The organism is Enterococcus aquimarinus (genome assembly GCF_001885765.1).
GTDB classification, from domain to species: Bacteria; Bacillota; Bacilli; order Lactobacillales; family Enterococcaceae; genus Enterococcus_I; species Enterococcus_I aquimarinus.
In genome coordinates this window covers 301,248-321,086 of sequence record NZ_JXKD01000001.1, presented here as the reverse complement: position 1 = coordinate 321,086, position 19,839 = coordinate 301,248, and the positions used below count along the sequence as shown (strand labels likewise).

20 protein-coding genes and 2 pseudogenes are annotated in these 19,839 nt (G+C 38.4%); 10 read left to right on the top strand and 12 right to left on the bottom strand.

From position 1 onward, the window contains the following. Positions 1 to 132 precede the first annotated feature (132 nt). From gap to RU93_RS01505, 10 genes and pseudogenes are all read left to right on the top strand, one after another. Positions 133 to 1,134 (top strand): annotated as a pseudogene (gap, locus tag RU93_RS01550) (type I glyceraldehyde-3-phosphate dehydrogenase). A gap of 175 nt (positions 1,135 to 1,309) precedes the next feature. After that, the gene (locus RU93_RS01545) at positions 1,310 to 1,759 is read left to right on the top strand and encodes a CopY/TcrY family copper transport repressor (protein WP_211272540.1); all 450 of its coding nucleotides are present in this window, start codon (positions 1,310 to 1,312) and stop codon (positions 1,757 to 1,759) included. A 15-nt stretch (positions 1,760 to 1,774) separates the two neighbouring features. After that, complete coding sequence (locus RU93_RS01540) at positions 1,775 to 4,240, top strand: heavy metal translocating P-type ATPase (RefSeq protein ID WP_071873849.1); 2,466 nt, start codon at positions 1,775 to 1,777, stop codon at positions 4,238 to 4,240. A gap of 81 nt (positions 4,241 to 4,321) precedes the next feature. Then, a complete protein-coding gene (gene tcrZ, locus RU93_RS01535; protein ID WP_002294571.1) occupies positions 4,322 to 4,528 on the top strand; it encodes a copper chaperone TcrZ in 207 nt (68 codons plus the stop codon). A gap of 138 nt (positions 4,529 to 4,666) precedes the next feature. Further along, the gene (locus RU93_RS01530) at positions 4,667 to 6,823 is read left to right on the top strand and encodes a heavy metal translocating P-type ATPase (protein ID WP_071873848.1); all 2,157 of its coding nucleotides are present in this window, start codon (positions 4,667 to 4,669) and stop codon (positions 6,821 to 6,823) included. A 131-nt stretch (positions 6,824 to 6,954) separates the two neighbouring features. After that, positions 6,955 to 7,575 carry an adenylate kinase gene (locus RU93_RS01525; protein ID WP_071873847.1) on the top strand — a complete coding sequence of 207 codons (621 nt, stop codon included), beginning with the start codon at positions 6,955 to 6,957 and terminating at the stop codon, positions 7,573 to 7,575. A 71-nt stretch (positions 7,576 to 7,646) separates the two neighbouring features. Then, positions 7,647 to 8,482: pseudogene (gene lgt, locus RU93_RS01520) on the top strand (prolipoprotein diacylglyceryl transferase). A 44-nt stretch (positions 8,483 to 8,526) separates the two neighbouring features. After that, a complete protein-coding gene (locus RU93_RS01515; RefSeq protein WP_071873846.1) occupies positions 8,527 to 8,757 on the top strand; it encodes an SHOCT domain-containing protein in 231 nt (76 codons plus the stop codon). Further along, entirely contained in the window at positions 8,754 to 9,176 is a 423-nt protein-coding gene (locus tag RU93_RS01510) for a NusG domain II-containing protein (RefSeq protein ID WP_342741495.1), read from the top strand. Before RU93_RS01515 ends, RU93_RS01510 begins: the two co-directional genes overlap by 4 nt. 189 nt (positions 9,177 to 9,365) lie before the next feature. Then, entirely contained in the window at positions 9,366 to 10,667 is a 1,302-nt protein-coding gene (locus RU93_RS01505; protein ID WP_071873845.1) for a multicopper oxidase family protein, read from the top strand. 208 nt (positions 10,668 to 10,875) lie between these two features. Here RU93_RS01505 and RU93_RS01500 read toward each other — a convergent pair whose 3' ends face one another. The 12 genes from RU93_RS01500 to RU93_RS01445 form a co-directional block, all read right to left on the bottom strand. Next, positions 10,876 to 11,214 (bottom strand): type II toxin-antitoxin system PemK/MazF family toxin, encoded by a 339-nt coding sequence (locus tag RU93_RS01500; RefSeq protein WP_071873844.1) that lies wholly within the window; start codon positions 11,212 to 11,214, stop codon positions 10,876 to 10,878. 3 nt (positions 11,215 to 11,217) lie between these two features. Then, complete coding sequence (gene mazE, locus RU93_RS01495; RefSeq protein ID WP_071873843.1) at positions 11,218 to 11,448, bottom strand: type II toxin-antitoxin system PemI/MazE family antitoxin; 231 nt, start codon at positions 11,446 to 11,448, stop codon at positions 11,218 to 11,220. 79 nt (positions 11,449 to 11,527) lie between these two features. Continuing rightward, positions 11,528 to 12,280 (bottom strand): GNAT family N-acetyltransferase, encoded by a 753-nt coding sequence (locus RU93_RS01490; protein ID WP_071873842.1) that lies wholly within the window; start codon positions 12,278 to 12,280, stop codon positions 11,528 to 11,530. 135 nt (positions 12,281 to 12,415) lie between these two features. Continuing rightward, positions 12,416 to 12,979 (bottom strand): histidine phosphatase family protein, encoded by a 564-nt coding sequence (locus RU93_RS01485; protein WP_071873841.1) that lies wholly within the window; start codon positions 12,977 to 12,979, stop codon positions 12,416 to 12,418. Between the two features lie 83 nt (positions 12,980 to 13,062). Further along, a complete protein-coding gene (locus RU93_RS01480; RefSeq protein WP_071873840.1) occupies positions 13,063 to 13,716 on the bottom strand; it encodes an amino acid ABC transporter permease in 654 nt (217 codons plus the stop codon). Between the two features lie 11 nt (positions 13,717 to 13,727). After that, positions 13,728 to 14,375, bottom strand: a complete 648-nt coding sequence (locus RU93_RS01475) for an amino acid ABC transporter permease (protein ID WP_071873839.1) — start codon at positions 14,373 to 14,375, stop codon at positions 13,728 to 13,730. A gap of 15 nt (positions 14,376 to 14,390) precedes the next feature. Beyond that, a complete protein-coding gene (locus RU93_RS01470; RefSeq protein WP_211272533.1) occupies positions 14,391 to 15,194 on the bottom strand; it encodes a transporter substrate-binding domain-containing protein in 804 nt (267 codons plus the stop codon). Positions 15,195 to 15,215: 21 nt separating this feature from the next. After that, positions 15,216 to 15,947, bottom strand: coding sequence for an amino acid ABC transporter ATP-binding protein (locus RU93_RS01465; protein ID WP_071873838.1), 732 nt, complete (start codon positions 15,945 to 15,947; stop codon positions 15,216 to 15,218). A 285-nt stretch (positions 15,948 to 16,232) separates the two neighbouring features. Further along, the gene (locus RU93_RS01460; protein WP_071873837.1) at positions 16,233 to 17,084 is read right to left on the bottom strand and encodes a DegV family protein; all 852 of its coding nucleotides are present in this window, start codon (positions 17,082 to 17,084) and stop codon (positions 16,233 to 16,235) included. 80 nt (positions 17,085 to 17,164) lie between these two features. Then, positions 17,165 to 18,322: an LCP family protein gene (locus tag RU93_RS01455; protein ID WP_071873836.1), complete on the bottom strand. Its 1,158-nt coding sequence runs from the start codon at positions 18,320 to 18,322 to the stop codon at positions 17,165 to 17,167. 128 nt (positions 18,323 to 18,450) lie between these two features. Next, positions 18,451 to 19,296 (bottom strand): prephenate dehydratase, encoded by an 846-nt coding sequence (gene pheA, locus RU93_RS01450; RefSeq protein WP_071873835.1) that lies wholly within the window; start codon positions 19,294 to 19,296, stop codon positions 18,451 to 18,453. Further along, entirely contained in the window at positions 19,297 to 19,803 is a 507-nt protein-coding gene (locus RU93_RS01445; RefSeq protein ID WP_071873834.1) for a shikimate kinase, read from the bottom strand. It lies immediately after the preceding gene. Positions 19,804 to 19,839: the final 36 nt, after the last annotated feature.

The following is a 19,839-nucleotide window of genomic DNA, read 5'->3' as shown; positions in this document are numbered from 1 at the left end:
TTGAAGAACAACGAATTTTTTGTTCTTAACTAAGGATTAAAAAGCTTGACAATTATAGTTTACAAATGTAATCTATAGTTGTTAAGCAGATTACAGTTGTAATCAAAATGAAAAAAGGAGGAATGAGATTAAATGACAATAAAAATAGCTATTAATGGGTTTGGTCGTATTGGACGCTTAGCATTTCGCCGTATTAAAGAGTTGAGGGACTCAGAACTACAGGTTGTTGCAGTAAATGATTTAACAAATAATGAGGATTTAGCCTACTCTTTAAAATACGATACTGCATATGGGATTTTCCCTTATGATATCGAGGCAAGAGGCGATTCAATTCTGGTTGATGGCAAAGAAGTTAAAACATTCAAAGAAAAGGATGCCAAAAAACTACCATGGTCCGATTTGGACATTGATATCGTTTTGGAATGTACAGGCTTCTACACAACTAATGAAAAAGCATAGGCACACATAGACGCTGGAGCTAAAAAAGTAATTATTTCAGCACCAACTAAAGATGAAGAAACGAAAGTCGTTGTCTTTGGTGTCAACCAAGAGATTTTGAGTCCAAGTGACAAAATTATTTCTGCCGCTTCCTGTACGACAAATGGTTTAGCCTTAATGACAAAAATATTAGTGGACGAGTTTGGGATTCAACGAGGCCTGATGTCAGGATTGCGTGCCTATACAGCGACACAAAACATGCAAGATGCTTCCGGGGGACGTAAAAGTCGCGCAGGTGCTCAAAATGTCATTCCTGTTACGACTGGCGCTGCCAACGCATTAGGAAAAGTCATTCCAGAGGTTAAAGGGATCATTACGGGTACCACCACACGGGTTCCTGTCATTACTGCGGGCTTTGTAGAACTGTTCTCGGTGTTGGATAGAGAGGTAACCGTTGATCAGATTAACGAAGTGATGAAGGCAGCCGCGAATGATTCATATGGGTACACTGAGGATGAAATTGTTTCCTCCGATGTCGTGGGGGATACACATGGATCCGTTTTTGATGCAACGTTAACAGAAGTATTAGATGCAAATGGGGGACAATTGGTTAAAACAGTTGCTTGGTACGATAACGAATATGGCTTTGTAAGCAATATGATCCGTATTGTAGAACACTTTTCGAAGTTGGTTTAACTCCTTATTCATCTGATGCCTGGTATCTATATGGAAGGTGCGTGTATCATCTAAAGGTAGATAGGAATTTTTAATGCTTTATATGAGACGCAATAAAAATTCCTTGACAACCATAGTTTACGAGTGTAGACTATGGTTGTAGATTACGATTGTAAACGTAAAAGGGAAGTGAGAAATAATGGTGATGAATATCCAAATTAAAATTACAGATGCTGAATGGGAAGTCATGCGGGTTGTTTGGGCACACGGGTCAGTGACCAGTCGAGAAATCATCGAAATTTTAGAGAGTAAAATGCAATGGAAGGCCCCAACAATCAAAACGTTGATAGGCCGTTTGGTTGAAAAAGGCGCACTGGCTACTTCTCCAGAAGGAAGAAAGTTCATTTACACTGCGAAAGTTAGTGAGCAAGAGAGTATGGATGTATACACAGAAGATATCCTTTCTCGGGTTTGTAACAAACATAATGGCAAGGTCATTGCTGATTTGGTAGAGGAAGTAGCACTGAGCAAAAAGGATATTGCAAGTTTAATGGAACTATTGCAGAAAAAATCAGAAAGCGCTTTGGAAGTAGTTCCGTGTGAATGTGTAACGGGACAATGTGAATGTCACTTACATCATTCCTAACAGAGGGGGATAAGAATGGAAAGTAAAGTGTTTAGTATTGAAGGCATGACCTGTGCGTCTTGTGCACAGACAGTAGAAAAAGCGGCAAAAAAGGTGCATGGGGTCACAAAGGCTTCTGTGAACCTAGCAACAGAAAAGTTGAGTATAGAATACAATGAACCAACTTTTTCGGTAGAAAATCTACAAAAAGCGGTGGATAATTCAGGGTATGAACTGATTGCCCAAGAGGGAAAGACGCAAACCTTTGCAATTGAAGGTATGACCTGCGCATCCTGTGCACAGACAATTGAAAAAGCCGTCGGAAAGTTGTCGGGCGTAGATAAAGCTTCCGTCAATTTAGCGACAGAAAAAATGCAAGTTTCCTATAACCCGTCGGCAATTTCAGTATCTGATGTGACTGGTGCTGTATCCAATAGTGGTTATGCAGCCGTATTAGAGACTACGGATACTCAAGATAATTCACGAGCAGAGAAGCGTGAGAAAAAAGAAAAAAGAATGAAGCAACTTTTAAATCGTTTTGGGATATCCATTATATTTACAATCCCTGTATTAATTATATCCATGGGTCCAATGGTAGGTATGCCTCTACCAAATATCGTTGACCCAATGATAAATGCATTTAATTTTTCTCTTTTACAACTTATTCTGACTTTGCCGATAATGGTAGTAAGCTGGGAATATTTCCAGAAGGGATTTAAAACTTTATTTAAAGGTCACCCAAATATGGATTCCCTGATTGCGCTTGGTACGGCGTCTGCATTTGTTTACAGCCTTGCTGCGACAATCGGGACAGGCCTGGGTTACGGCAACTTTTCCGATTTACTTTATTATGAAGTAACTGGAGTTATCTTGACGCTCCATACATTAGGGCTATTTTTAGAAGAACGCTCAAAGGGGCAAATGTCCTCAGCTATTGAAAAATTAGTTAACTTGGCTCCTAAAACAGCTCGAGTAATACGTAATGGTGTGGAACAAGAGATTACTGTGGACGAAGTCGCTTTAGGAGATGTTATTCGAGTTCGTCCGGGAGAAAGTATGCCTGTAGATGGTGTTGTTGTTGAGGGACGCACTTCAGTCGATGAATCAATGCTGACAGGAGAAAGTATCCCCGTAGAAAAGGAAGATGGAGACGAGGTTATTGGGGCTAGTATCAATAAAAATGGTTCCATTGATTACCGCGCGACTCGAGTGGGAAGTGATACAACTCTATCTCAAATCATAAAATTAGTAGAAGATGCTCAAGGGTCTAAAGCACCCATTGCTCGAATGGCCGATATCATTACCGGATATTTCGTACCGATTGTTATAGCATTAGCCGTTTTAGCAGGGATTGCTTGGTTAATTGCAGGTCAATCTGGAATATTTGCTTTATCCGTTATCATAACAACCCTTGTCATTGCTTGTCCATGTGCCTTAGGTTTGGCGACTCCAACAAGTATTATGGTTGGAACCGGAAAAGGGGCAGAACATGGTGTCTTGATAAAAAGTGGTGAGGCGTTAGAAACCACTCATAATTTAGACACGATTGTATTTGATAAAACAGGGACACTGACAGAAGGTAAACCTATCGTGACGGATATTTTGGTAACTCCTCTTATTACTAAAGAAAATCTTTTATATTATGCAGCTTCCGGTGAAACAGGTTCTGAACACCCATTAGGCGAAGCCATCGTACAGAAATCAAAAGAAGAGAACATGACATTAGCTAAACCAGATCATTTTGAAGCGATTCCTGGACACGGGATTCGAGTTGAAATTGAGGGCAAAGATATGTACATTGGAAACCGTAAACTGATGCTAGAGCAAAAGATTGATTTATCAAGCATGGAAAAAGAATCCGATCGTTTAGCAGACGAAGGAAAAACACCGATGTATCTCTCTGTTGATGGAGAACTAGCTGGAATTATCGCAGTAGCTGACACACTCAAGGAAAATAGTATGAAGGCTGTTAAAGAACTTAGAAGACGCGGTGTTGAAGTAATCATGATTACTGGAGATAACAAACTTACAGCCAAAGCGATTGCTAAGCAAGTGGGTATAGACAGTGTATTAAGTGAAGTATTACCTGAAGATAAAGCAGAGGAAGTCAAAAAACTACAAGAGGCAGGCAAGAAGGTAGCGATGGTTGGGGACGGCATTAACGATGCACCCGCATTAGCTCAAGCAGATATCGGTATTGCAGTTGGCTCAGGTACAGACGTGGCGATTGAATCGGCTGATATTGTCCTTATGCGTAATGATTTAACCGCTGTATTGACTGCGATTGATTTAAGTCATGCAACGCTACGAAACATTAAACAAAACTTGTTCTGGGCTTTTGCTTACAACCTTGTAGGTATTCCAGTTGCGATGGGTCTCTTGTATATTTTTGGCGGACCATTGATGAGTCCAATGTTTGCGGCAGTCGCCATGAGTTTCAGTTCCGTATCGGTCTTGCTCAATGCTTTACGGTTAAGACGATTCAAACCAGCAGTTGTTTAGAAAACACGTAGCTTATCTGGGATTTAAACTTCTTCCTATTCTATATAATAGGAGAAGATAAAAAAAAAGGGGAATAAAATAATGAAAAAAGAAGTCTTATTAGATGGCGTAAAATGTGCAGGTTGTGCGAACACGGTGCAAGAAAGATTTTCAGCCATTGAAGGGGTTGAATCTGTAGAGGTTGATTTAGCGACTAAAAAAGCAGTACTTGAAAGTCAAACAGAGATTGATACCGAAACGCTCAATGCTGCTTTAGCAGAAACTAACTATTCAGTATTAAGTGCATAAAGTACGAATACCATTTATTCATAGATAGTAGATAGAGATAAAGTATAGAACCCTTTTCATGAGAATTATATGTAGTGTTAGATGAGAGGGTTCTAAAACTTTAAAATCAGTCTCTAATCTAATAAGGAGGAATTAAAAATGAGGAATAACAAAAAACATTCGTCACATAGTCATCATAATCACGGCGACATGGATCACTCAAAACACGACCATAATGAAATGGAACATCACGGAGACCATAATCATCAACATGACGAACATGTTGGTCACGCTTATCATGAAGAACAGGTAGAAGAAGGGGCTCACGGGGGGCACCACGATCATCATGCTGGTCATGACCACAGTGGCCACGCCGGGCACGAGCATCACCACCATGGAGATTTCAAGGAAATATTTTTAAAATCATTACCTATAGGAATTATCATTATGATTTTATCGCCTATGATGGGGATTTCGTTACCATTTCAGTTTACATTTCAGTATTCTGATATATTGGTGGTTCTTCTCTCTACGATTTTGTACATTTATGGAGGTAAACCTTTCTATATGGGGTCAATAGATGAGTTTAAAGAAAAAGCTCCTGGAATGATGGCTCTTGTCACTCTTGGTATCTCTGTATCCTACTTTTACAGTGTTTATGCAGTCATTGCTAGATATGTGACTGGTGAACATGTGATGGACTTTTTCTTTGAATTTTCTTCATTAATATTAATCATGTTGTTAGGTCACTGGATTGAGATGAAAGCTGTTGGAGAAGCAGGAGATGCACAAAAAGCATTGGCTGAGTTGGTGCCGAAAGATGCTCATGTTGTATTGGAAGACGATTCAATTGAAACACGTCCAGTTGCTGACTTGCAAGTAGGTGATTTGATTCGTGTTCAAGCCGGAGAAAATGTTCCAGCAGATGGAACGATCCAGCGTGGCGAATCACGTGTAAATGAAGCGCTTTTGACTGGGGAATCGAAACCAATTGAAAAAAATCCCGGAGATGAGGTCATCGGTGGATCAACCAATGGTGGCGGAGTCCTCTATGTGGAAATAAAGCAGACGGGCGATAAGTCCTTCATTTCTCAGGTTCAGACATTAATCAGTCAAGCTCAAAGCCAACCATCTCGAGCAGAAAATCTTGCACAAAAAGTTGCAGGATGGCTCTTTTATATTGCGGTTATTGTAGCGCTTATTGCCCTTGTTATATGGATGATTATCGCTGATGTACCAACGGCAGTTATTTTTACAGTCACCACATTAGTTATTGCTTGTCCGCATGCGCTGGGTCTGGCTATTCCATTGGTTACCGCACGTAGTACCAGCTTAGGGGCCAGTCGTGGATTATTAGTGAAAGACCGCGAAGCTTTGGAGTTGACTACAAATGCAGATGTTATGGTTTTAGATAAAACGGGAACTTTAACGACTGGTGAGTTTAAAGTACTAGATGTTGAACTCTTTAATGATAAATATACGAAAGATGAAATTGTTGCCTTATTGGCAGGTATCGAAGGCGGATCTAGTCATCCTATCGCTCAGTCAATTATCAGTTACGCAGAACAGCAAGGGATACGTCCAGTAAGTTTTGATTCGATTGATGTTATTTCTGGCGCTGGTGTAGAAGGTCAAGCTAACGGACATCGTTATCAATTAATCAGTCAAAAAGCATACGGACGTAATCTAGATATGGATATTCCAAAAGGAGCAACCCTCAGTGTCTTAGTAGAAAACGACGAAGCAATCGGTGCTGTAGCTTTAGGGGATGAATTAAAACCAACAAGTAAAGAATTAATACAAGCCCTTAAAAAGAACAACATTCAACCCATCATGGCAACGGGTGACAATGAAAAAGCGGCTCAAGGAGTGGCAGAAATTTTAGGTATTGATTATTTGGCTAATCAATCTCCTCAAGACAAATATGAATTAATTGAAAAACTTAAAGCAGAAGAAAAGAAAGTTATCATGGTCGGTGACGGGGTCAACGACGCACCTTCTCTTGCATTGGCAGACGTTGGTATAGCTGTTGGTGCGGGAACTCAAGTAGCATTGGATTCAGCCGATGTCATCTTGACACAGTCAGACCCGGGCGACATTGAATCCTTTATCGAGTTGGCTCAGAAGACCACACGTAAGATGAAAGAAAATCTTGTTTGGGGAGCAGGGTATAACTTTATCGCAATCCCAATAGCTGCAGGAATCTTAGCACCAATCGGCATAACATTAAGCCCAGCAGTCGGTGCCGTCTTGATGTCACTTTCGACTGTAATTGTTGCCATCAATGCTATGACATTGAAATTAGAGCCAAAATAAACAGTTATTTGGCACATGAAATAATTGAATGACCTTATCGTGTAAAAATACAATAGTTTCACAGGAAAGGAAGAGATGGAATAATTTAAAAAATCATCTCTTCCTTTTTTAGTTTATAAGGAGGAAAAATTATGAGGCTGGTCCTTTTAGGGTTACCCGGTGCTGGGAAAGGCACTCAAGCTAAAAGAATCGCAGAGAAGTACCACCTGACGGCTATTTCAACTGGTGAAATGTTACGAGAAGCAGCCAAGGAGAAAGATACATTCGGACTCAGAGTGCAAGAATATATGAATAAAGGAGAGCTAGTTCCAGATGAGTGGATAAACTCATTGGTTAAGAGTCGCTTACAAGAAAAAGATGTTGAAAATGGCTTTGTTCTGGATGGTTACCCACGTACCCTACAGCAAGCAAAAGTGCTCGAAGCTTACCTACAAAGTCAAAATCAGAATTTAGACGCTGTTTTCTTTTTAGATGTAAGTCAGGATACGTTAAGACATCGGTTAGCGCAACGAGGGAATCTTCGTTCAAAAGAAAAACAAGGAAATTCCCAAATCGAAGCAAAAAGGGAAAAAATTCGACTGGATGACAAACCAGAAGTGATTGAAAATAGGCTACACATTAATAAGGAATTAATGGAATCACTTATTCACTTCTACAAGGAGCAAAATCTGCTTTACGTTATCAATGGTGAAGGGGATTTTGACAATGTGTTTGACAATATAAATGAGAGTTTATTGTCTGTAAACAAATAACTACACAAATTGAACTTAAATTATGTGATTTAAAACAATTAACTAATGTAAGCTATGAAGGGGATTGAAGAATGAATGTTCTACTTAATGTAATCGATCCAGTTGCTATTTCAATTGGCCCGATAAAAATTTATTGGTACGGAATTATTATTGCTCTAGCGATGCTGATCGGCATTTCATTAGCTACAAAGGAAGCTCAAAAACTGGGACTTGAAGAAGATACCATGGTAGATATGACATTATGGGCCATACCAATTGGCTTTATCGGTGCCCGACTTTATTACGTTTTATTCAAATGGGACTACTATATACAGAATCCGAGTGAAATCATCGCAATCTGGAATGGTGGAATTGCCATTTATGGGGGCTAATTGCGGGTGGTCTCGCAGTATACTGGTTTGCAAGAAGAAAGAAAATGACGCTAACTCTTTTACTAGATATACTGGCACCTAGTGTCCTCCTAGCTCAATCGATTGGTCGCTGGGGAAATTTTATCAATCAAGAGGCCCACGGTGGAGCAGTGAGTCGCCAATTTTTAGAAACTCTTTATTTACCAGAGTTTATTATTGAACAGATGAACATAAATGGTACCTATTACCACCCGTCATTTTTGTATGAATCGTTATGGAGTTTATTAGGTTTTATCCTTCTTATTATCCTAAGGAATCAGAAAGGCCTATTACGTCGAGGAGAAGTTGCCCTCAGCTATGTCATTTGGTATTCATTCGGACGTTTTTTTATAGAAGGTATGCGCACCGATAGTTTATGGATTGGGGATATTATGCGAGTTTCACAAATGCTATCACTCGTGCTGTTTATTAGCGCAATCCTTCTTTTGGTTTATCGTAGGAGAGATTACCCATCAAAACCCTTTTACTCAGAAAACTTAAAACTGTCTAAAAAGTAAAAAGTTCAAATATAAGTATTTAATTAGTCAGGAGGAAATAACGGTTGAGTCATTGTTTTAATTTGTTGAATCAACTTGGGATTAGTTCATTTCTATTAGAAGGGCTATTTTGGATAGGGCTGGTTATTGTGGCTGTCTATTTGATTGGTCGATGGTTGTCTAGCTTTACTTATTCAGATTATCGCGAAACACCGTTAGAAATCCTTCAAAAAGAGTTCGCTAGAGGCAATATAACAGAAGCAGAATATTTAATAAGAAAAAAATATCTTCAGTGATTAAAATTCGCAGAAAATATAAAAGGCAAGGAGGGATTGTAATCAAAAAATTGGTAAAAATGATGAAACCTTTTGACGTTATCATTATTTTTCTGTTGGTGGCCCTTTCTTTTAGTCCAATGGCTATCTTTGCTGTTCAGAATTCTCAAAATGAAGGCAATAAGATATACGCCGTTATATCGATCGACGGCGAAGAACATAAACTGATAACTTATTACCCTGCTCCTGGTCAATATAACATCATCGAAATCGATGGAGAAAGAATTCGGAACAAAGAAGACAATAGCCCGCAACAAATTTCCGTTAAAACGGGTTGGATACAAAGTCCCGGTGAGACGAGTTTGAATATTCCACATCGACTGTTAATTGAAATTATCTCTGAAAATCCTGAAGATACAGAGATAGATGTTATATCCTGACGGAAGTAATTTTTTTAAATGAATTAGAAATGTTTTAAGTACAAATGATTGACACTGCTTACTGATAAGCATAAGTACTTTATGCTTATCAGTAAGCAGTTGTTAGTAGCTAATTTTAAGTTGATAGAAGCATAAAGACAAATGGCTTAACCTTCTGATAGAATTCTCATGAAGAGAAGGAGAATTTATATGAAAAAGAAACGCTGGATCCCGTTATTGTTTTCCTTTGCCGTTGCTCTACTTTTACTAAGTTTTATTTTTTTCACTTTCTTCCAGATAAATTTCCGTCCGTCCTTTTCTCCTCATGACACACCTATGGGGGACATGATGGAAAGCAGAAACGGCATGAATAGGGAAACAAACACAGTAGAATTAAAGGCACCCGAGCAGCCGTCTAGCAAATTACACTTACCCACTCTCCTTAAGAGCGATTATGAGACCGATACGGAAGTTTCCTATACCGTAGTAGCCGATGAAGGTCAGACTTCCTTCCGTGAAGGACCACTCACAGAGACGTACGAATATAATGGTTCTTATTTGGGGCCTGTTTTACAAGTGCGAAGAGGTCAGCAAATTCATATCAATCTTCAAAATAAATTGGAAGAGGAGACCACTTTTCACTGGCATGGACTGAAGATCCCTTCTGATGTAGATGGAGGCCCTCACCATGCGATTGAAGCAGAAGGTAGCGCAGAGGTAGATTTTACAGTGGATCAGGAAGCGGCGACCCTTTGGTTCCATTCGCATGCACACCAAAAATCTGCTGAACAGGTCTATAATGGTCTCTCTGGATTGATTTTTGTGGAAGATGAGCATTCGGGCTCTTTGGATCTCCCGAAAGAGTATGGAGTCAATGACTTTCCCCTCATTCTACAAGAACGATTTTTTGATGAGGATAACCAGTTTAATTATGATACGGTCTATAATTTTGATGGGACCACGGGAGACACCCCATTGGTAAATAGGACGATTCGTCCCTATATCGAAGTAGGACAGGAATGGGTTCGCTTGCGTGTCGTCAATGGTTCCAATGCTCGAAACTATCAATTGCGTCTTTCTGATGAATCTTTCTTTTACCAGATCGCTACAGATGGCGGTTTCCTAGAAACACCTGTAGAAAGAAAAGAGTTCCTTCTCTCACCGGGGGAACGGGCAGAAATTGTAGTGGACATGAGTAAGTATAAAGTGGGAGAGGAAGTTTCCCTTGTTGACATCTCGACAACAGAAATCCTAGCACTTCAAATAACAGGAGATAAGTCAGGAAGTCTTAAGCCTTTACCAGAAAAACTCAATGATTTACCGCCAGTGGAAGCTGACTCCTTACCAGATCGACAAATTGAGATGAGTGGAATGGGACACATGTTGACACTAAAATGTTTAACTACGTTTATCGGTCATTATTCTAAAAGCCAGACCCAAGAGAGCACAAAAGACCTGAAAAGCGTCCTTTGCTTGAGTGATGTAAACTATTTTTCTTTTTTGTTATTTTAGTTTACATAATATACATTATAAGAAGTTATGTTTGAGATTTTAAGATGAACGAGAATCCACGATATCCTCGATTAAGGTCCCTTCTGTAACTAAAATCAGATCATTTTTCTCCTTTTTTCCTTTATTCGACTATTTGCTATCAAAAACAAGAAAAAGTCACAAAATGAATTGTGACTTGGATGATTGGGTTTCATTCGGGATTGATCCGTTAAAAAATGTATTCGATGATCTGATCAATCTTTTTAATTTCGACTTCAGATAATTTTTCAACAAATTCAATATTTCTTGTTTTGAAATCTAATGATTTTAATTGCGCAATCACAACTTGACCATTAATTTTATTTTCTTTAGGTAATGTGAATTGAATCCGATTTTTATTCACGGTTGATGTGATTGGACAAATGACAGCAAAAAAAGTTGCACGATTAAAGTCATAGCGCGAAACAACAACACCAGGACGTCGTTTTTGAATTTCTTTGCCGGCAGATGGATCAAAATCAATCCACACAATGTCGCCTTTTTCAGGGATATAGTGTTTATTTATCATAGCTTAAAGAACCTCGTTACCGACGGCCGGCATTTCTTCCCAAACATCTTCTTGATAATAGGCTCCGTTTTCAACGTGCGCAAAAGGATCCTCTAATTTAGGAATTAACGTTATCGTATCATCTTCACCATAAACAACGATGTACTCTTTGTCTGGTTCTTGTTTGACACCGTTAAAAATGGGTAATGTTACGACAATTGAATTGCCATTTTTTCTAGATCGTGTTGTAAGCATTCTCAATCACTCCTTTATACCTTAAGTATACTGAGTATATCCGATACAGTCAAATAGATTGAAATACTTTATAAGATCATTAACACTCTTTAAGCACTTCATATTGAAAGCCGAAACAGTGATACTGTTGTTTTTGATACATCTCACGCGGTGTATCTTCACCGTCTGCAACTAAAATAATCATTCTATCTGGGTAGTGATCCATTGCAAAACGTTGCAGATGACTCCCTATCCCCTTTTTTTGGTAGGATTCACTAACTGATAATTCGTCAATCTCAACCGTATCTTTTGACAGAATAAGATCAACGTAACCAACCGCTTGTCCTTCATAAAAGGCCAATAATTGCTGCACATTGGGTTCATCAACTATTTTTTTGATTAAATTAGCTTTTTGATCCGCAAATTCACGCCCAAATACTAAATCATTTTGATATTTTAACTGTTGAAGAATGGCTAATGTATCTTTCGTAACGGTTTGAATCGAAATAGCTGGATTCATCTCTATCACAGGAAATGACTGCGGCTTGATACCATAGAGTTCTAAAAATCCTTGTGAATAGCCATTTTCTCTTAAATAATTCTGGATTTCCTCCGTCGGTTGTTGATTTTCTGGAAAATAAAATTTTAAATGATTTTGACCATGATTCAGATGATATTCACGTAAGTAGCCTTCTACTTCTTTAAACGTTTCAACTGTCGGCATTCTTTTGAATTCGATAAAGTTACTATCATAGCGCATCAGCATTTCGGGATAATGAATTTGTCGATAACACGCATTTTCGACAATTACATGTCCTCGTGTAAAAATATTTTGAAAAGTAATTTTTTTCATGTTAAGTATCCTTTCTGAGAAAAAGTAAATTGATTGTTATTTAAGAATTGTCGTCGTATTGAGATTTTGAAGTAAACGCCTCTTCTCTACTCTTCTTCCTCTATCAACAAAAGTAAAAGCAGATACTATTCACACTCAAAACAGTAAGTGTAACTTCTGATTCTCAAACTGAATCAGTTGGTGTTGGTGATCAAACTTGCCAATAAACACATCTGGCATGGTTAATGTTTGAAATTGGTCATAACCAAACTCGCCTTTTGTGAGTTCATAAAATAAGACAGAAAAAGCTGTTCCATGACCGCAAATAATGCAATCTCCCGCCGTACTGGATAGGATCTCGTTGAAGGTTGGCACAATTCGGCTCTTCACATCATTTAACGACTCACCCTCAGCAAGCTTATAGTCAAAATCCTCCCATTGTTGCTTAGCATAGGCATCAAAATCTGCTACCCAGTGTCCTACTCGGCGCTCAGTTAGCCCATCTCGCAAGTTAATCGATTGCTTTAAGGCGTTAGCGGTCGGTTTCACTGTGTCAATTGTTCTTTGAAACGGACTTGCAAAAATCTGCTGGATTTCTTGATTCAAAAAGTATGGGACTAAATTTTCAGCAAGTACCTTCCCTTTCTTTGATAACGGGGCCATTTCATGTTTGACTGTTGTGTCTCGGATTGAATGGCGTAAAAAATAGACGATTGTCATGATTAATTCCTTCCTTCTATTCGAAATGTAAAGAAAGAAGCGCCTTTAACAGTAGCCTGTCAAAACCGCTTCTTCTTCTTTTTTTAAACAGCCCATTTCTGTTCCAGGCGTTTGGCAAAAACAGACAATGAGTAGCAAATAATAAAGTATAAAAATGTCATTGCGACAAACATTGGTAAGACAGCTGAAGGATCTTGTGCGTAGATAATTTTCGCATGATGCGTTAACTCTGGCAATGAAATAATAACAGCCAGTGACGTATCACGAATCAAAGAGATAAATTGGCTGACAATTGGTGGCAACATCAATTTAATACTTTGCGGGAAAACGATGTAATACAGCGTTGAAAAATACGTCATACCCGTCGAACGACCAGCTTCCATTTGCCCTTGTGGAACCGCTAAGAGACCTGCACGAATAATTTCGGCCAACATGGCGGATTCGAAAATCGTCATGGCTGCTACAGCGGACCAAAAAATTGAGAGTTGAATCCCAATTTGCGGTAAGGCGAAATAGGTAAAGAAGATAATGAGTAATAACGGTAAATTACGAACAATATCAACCACCGCTCCAACGATGAGCGAGAGGTACGGTACTTTCATAAATCGAATAACACCCAGTATTCCTCCAATGATGAAACTTAGGATAATTGAAACAACGGCAACTTGCAAAGTAACGAGTAAGCCGTCTAATAAAAAGCGGATATTAATCCACGAAAATGCTGATAAAAAGTCCATCTTACTCCTCCTTAATTGCTAAGTGCTAATTTAGTTTCAATATATTTCATTAAGTACGAAATCGGTAAGGTAATACACAGGTAAATTAAACCGATTAACGTATAGGTTTCAATCGTTTGAAAGGTGGTACTTGCAATTAAATCACCTTGATACATCAAGTCAACACCCGTCACGATTGCTAAAACAGATGAGTTCTTCACTAAGTTGATAAATTGATTCCCTAAAGGTGGCAAGACAATTTTAAATGCTTGTGGTAACACGATATACCACATTGTTTGTAGATAGCCTAATCCTGTCGAGCGCCCTGCTTCCATTTGGCCTTTAGGAATTCCCTTAATTCCAGCACGAACGGTATCTGCCACGAAAGCAGACGTATATAACGTCAATCCTAATGCCCCCGCGCTAAACCCATCAAATTTAAAACCATAAATGGGTGCTACGACAAAGAAAAACATGACAATAATTAGTAAAGGTACGTTTCTAAAAAATTCAACATAGATTGTCGCAAGTCTGTTAGTGATTTTGATCGGTGATACTTGAAAAATAGCCATGAGCGTTCCTATGAATAGACTCCCAATTAAAGCAATGAGACTGACTAATAAGGTGGTTCTCAAGCCAATTAAAATTAAATCAATATTATCTGTTAATAATTGCCACATACTTATCTGCCCTCCTTATTCATTGACATTTGGAAACCATTTATCATAAATAGCTTGATACGTTCCATTTTCTTTCATTGTTGCAAGAGCCTCATTTACAGCGGCCAAAAAAGGTTCCTGCCCTTTATTAATAGCAATTCCGTATGGCTCATCCGTAAAAATCTCACCTGCTAATTGATAATTTGGATTTTCTTCTACCATTCCAAGTAAAATTGCACTATCAGTAGTCATAGCGTCGCCTTGCCCTGATTGCAGCGCGGTGAAGGCTTCTGCATAGTTTTCCAGTTCAAGAATTTTAGCTTCTGGTGCAAATTTTCGAATGTTAATCGCCGAAGTTGATCCTTTTACCGCTAGAACGGTTGTTGTTTCATCTAAATCCTCAACACCTTTAATAGGACTCCCTTTTTTAACTAATAACGATTGTCCGGCGTCAAAATACACATCCGAGAAATCGACTTGCTTTAGACGTTCTTCACTAATCGTCATCGTCGCAATAATCGCATCAATGTTTCCGTTTTTAATTAAAGGAATACGAGTCTTGGACGTCACTTCCACAAACACCGCTTCTCCTTCTGGACCTAAAATTTCTTCTGTAATAGCTAAAGCAATATCGATATCAAAACCTTCAACTTTCCGTGTTTCGATGTTCGTTAAGCCGAATAAACGAGTATCATTTTTGACGCCCCAGAAAATTTTAGGTGTTTCTTCGATTCTCGTTAAAATATCAACTTTTGCTAAACTACTTTGGCCACAACCGAATAAGGTCATCAAAAGGATCGAAAATAGGAATAGTAAAGATATCTTTTTATTTTTTCTCAAATGAAATTCCCCCTCTTCCTCTTATTGTGTAATAATCTTACTTAAGAACTGTTGCGCACGTATTTCTTGAGGGTTTTCATAGAACATTTCTGTTTCAGCATCTTCTAAAATTTCACCTTCAGCCATGAATATAACACGATTGGCTACTTCCCGTGCAAAGCCCATCTCATGTGTCACAACAACCATTGTCATGCCTTCTTCTTTCGCTAAATTCTTCATGACCTCAAGTACTTCGCCGACCATTTCTGGATCAAGCGCGGAAGTTGGTTCGTCAAAAAGCATCACGTCTGGTTCCATTGCTAAGCTACGTGCAATCGCAATCCGTTGTTGTTGACCGCCAGATAATTGAGAAGGATAGGCATCTTTTTTATCTAACATCCCCACTTTTTCAAGTAATTCTTCCGCTTTTGCTTCCGCTTCGGCTTTACTCTTTTTCAATACCTTCATTGGAGCAAGTGTAATATTATCCAAAACTGTCCGATGTGGATATAAATTAAAGTGTTGGAAAACCATTCCTAAGTTTTTACGAACGTGATTTAAATTCGTATCTTTGCTTGCTAAATCAATGTTATTAATGAGTAAATGGCCCGTTGAAATTTCTTCTAGTGCATTAATACACCGTAGCATCGTACTCTTACCAGATCCAGAAGGACCGATGACGACAACCACTTCACCTTTCGTGATTGTCAAATTAATATTCTTTAATGCATGAAAATCGCCATAGTACTTTTCTACATTTTTAAACTCAATCATACTGTTACCTCCTTGAAATTCGCAATAAAAAAAAAGACTTTCCGCCTTTTTAAAAGTCAATAATAATAGAATTATAGACTATTTTAATATGTTTTGTAAAGTTTATTAGATTTTAATGATTCTTTTCAGAAAACAAGACCTTCCAAAGAGCTTGTCAACATCGATTTTTTCAGATAATCTTTTAAAGAAAACGGAGATATTCTCAGATTCACTTCATCTTTCTAACGAAAAAATCATTTTCGGGAAATATAAAAAGAAGAACCGAAGCCCTTCTTTTTACAGTGCTTAATATTCAAGCGAAATCGCTAATCCGATTGCTTTCTCACCTAAATGAGTCCCGATAACTGGACCGAAATGACCAATTTCTACAGTTGCATTAGGATATTTTTCTTGTAACTTTTGTTTTTCTTCTTGGGCCACTGCCAAGCTGTTTGCATGAATCACATAAAGTTTCACGGGTTGATTAATTTCTCTCATTCGTTGCCCAATCACGTCTTCTGCGCGGGCAAAAGCTTTTTTACTCGAACGGATTTTTTCGAATAGCATAATTTTCCCATCGTCAAAAGTGAGGACTGGTTTAATTTTTAGTAAACCCGCCACAAGTGCCGCCCCATTTGTTAATCGGCCACCCCTAACGAGATTATTAAGATCTTCAACGATCATGTATGCATTCGTATTCTCACGGATTTGATCGAGTTGATCGAGCATTTCTTCCAGTGTACATCCTTTTGCATTCATTTTTAAAATTGTTTCGACCATATTCCCCATCGGCATACTGGTAATCTTTGAGTCATAAGGAATAATGTTGACACCTGATACACTATCTTTGATGCTATTTAAATTCGCAACAAAACCAGAAATACCACTCGATAAATGAATACTGATGATGGTATCGTATCCTTTTTTACCAATTTCTTCGTATAACATTAGGGCTTCCCCTAATGCTGGCTGTGAAGTGGTAGGAAATTCTTGACTATTTTTTAATAAATCATAGTATTGATCGGCTTCAATATCAATGCCCTCATTATAAAGTTTCCCATCTAAAATAACGGGGATGGGAATTACAAATAAATTGGGATTCTTTAAAGCATCTTCTGATAAGAAGGCCGTACTATCAGTAACTACTGCTAATTTCATTTTCAATCCTCGTTTCAGAAAAATTCAAACGTCCTTTACAATATAGCATAAGTTGTCTCATTTTAGTAACCTTTTTATCATTAATTGCCTAAGAATTTCATGATAGCTTGCCGATTCATCTCAGAATCAACGAATAACACGCTTCCAGCTTCATACGTTTCCCCGTATTCCCAAGATTGATCGACCGGAACAGTCAAACGCTCCACATCTGAGGCACCTTTTAGAATCGTAAAACTGTTTTTCAAAAGGAAAGTAGCCGGGAGATTCGTTGTGGTAAATCCAAGTGTTTTTCCTGTCGCATAGGGTAAACGAAACCAGTTCATTGGATTTTTTAGTTGCGAAAAAATCGCCGTCATGACTTGTTGTTGGCGTCTAACACGTCCAAAATCACCTTCTTCATCCATCCGAAAACGAGCATACTGTAACAACGTATGGCCATCCATCTTTTGTCTTCCTTGGCTAATCGGTACATCTAAATAAGTACTCATATCTTTTTCAGCATCAATTTCTACGCCACCTGGGAAAAGAGCATCGATGACTTTGGCAAACGATTGGAAATCGACGACTGCATAATATTTCGTTTCAAGGCCGAAATTTTCAGCTAATGTTTGGCGTAATAAATCGGCACCTCCAAAAGCATAAGCTGCATTAATCTTATTGTCGCCGTATCCTGGAATGGTAACATACGTATCGCGCATGAAAGAAATTAGTTTTGGTTTTTTCGAAGAGCCATCGACTTGCAAGACCATGATGGTATCTGAACGAGACGTTTCTCCTTCACGACTATCATTTCCGATTAATAGAATATTCTTTGTTCCATTTTCCGCGACAAAACCATTGAAATTTTCGCTTGATGTCGTTGTACCAGCAGCCTTAGCGGCAGTCTGACCCAAAATAAAACTGACAACTGAAAATCCTAAAACTAAGAATAAGAGCAAAAAAAGGAGGCGTAAAAAGCGGTTTTTCTTTCTCTTTTTTCGTTTCATTTTCTTAGGTTTTTTGACATTTTTGAATGCTGCTTCTTCAGCGCCATCGCCCCACTTCATGGAAGAGGGTTCTTCGTATTCATGGGACATCATGGGGTCAACAGATACAGGATTTTCCGCTACCAAGACCTCTTCTGTAAAGTGGTCATCGGCTGTTTCTTCTGTTTTATGAATTGTTCTTCGCGCAAAAGGACTTTTTTTCGTTTGATTACTCTCTTCATGAATATATTTATAACGTTCCATTCTGCTCATTAGGCATTCCTCGCACTTCTAAAAGTTTTCGTTGTTCCTAGCATACAGCACTATTATCGGAAAAGGAATGTTTCAGTTAAAAATATTAATGATTTGTTAAAAAAATAACGATCAGATTAAGGTGACCATTATAACTCTTCTTCAAGAACGGTTTTTAAAGGATAAAGGCCTAAATAATTCACACTACCGCCGATCGTTTCGACCGCTTCGATTGCTTCTAAAATTAAGGCCTCATTATCGTCATACAATAGGTCTAATACAAAAAAATATTCCCCTAAACTTGTTTTAAGGGGGCGAGACTCAATTTTTGATAAGTCGATGGCTCGTTTTGCAAAACATTCAAGAATTTTATGTAAAGAGCCGGCTTGGTTATTGGCTAACGTAATGAACAATGTAGCTTTCTTCAAATGCCCTAATGCCAATGGTAACAATTGATTTTTCCGGCTAATAATCCAAAAACGTGTTTGATTAAATAAATTATCTTGAATATCCGCAGACAAAATGTTCAATCCATATTCAGTCGCTGCTTTTTTAGAAGCAATCGCAGCTAGGCCTAAATCTGGATGCTGTGCTATAAATTCAGCAGCATACGTCGTGGAAGAAACGGCTTCGATTGGCACAGTTGGATAGTGCTCGTATAAAAACTGCTGCGATTGTGCCAGTGCTTGTGGATGCGATAAAATCTTCTCAATTCGGGTCGTTTGGTTCGCAACGAGTAACTGTTGCTTAATCGGCAAGACGATTTCACCTAAGACAACTAAATCCCCTAAATGAAATAAACGATCAATACTGTCATTGACCGATCCTTCTAGCGAGTTTTCAATCGGAATGACCCCATAAGTGATTTCCTCTTGATAGACGCTATGGATACACGCAGCAATTGTTTGATACGACGTTAATTGATTTTCTGGAAAACAACTTTTAGCTGCTTGATGGGTAAACGAGTTTTTAGGACCTAAATAACCAACTTTCACTTAAACACCTACTTTTAAGATAATTTCATTTGTGAGCTCTTCGATACTTTTCCCACGATTCGTCACAATCAATGTGCTGGCTTTTTGATATAGCGGCAAGCGATCGGTGTAGATTTGTTTAAAGGCTTCGGGCGTATGCGTTAAAAATAGCGGGCGGATATTGTTCGCATCGCTTTTGATTCTCTCAACGAGCGTATCAATATCAACCTCTAAAAAAACAACATTCGCAAACGTTGCTAACAACGCTTGCGATTCTTGACTGAGAATAATCCCTCCACCGGTTGAAATCACGGCCGATTGGTCTTTGATTGTATTTAATACTTCCTTTTCTTGTTGACGGAAAAAGGATTCGCCTTTTTCTTCAAAAATTTTCGGGATGCTTAAATTGACTTTTTTTTCAATCAATTGATCGGTATCAAGAAAAGGGATTTGTAGTTTTTGCGCTAAGGACTTGCCAATCGCTGTTTTGCCTGCACCCATAAATCCGATTAAGACAATTTGTGTCATAATGCATCTCCCTTGCTCTTTTTTCTTAAATGCGAA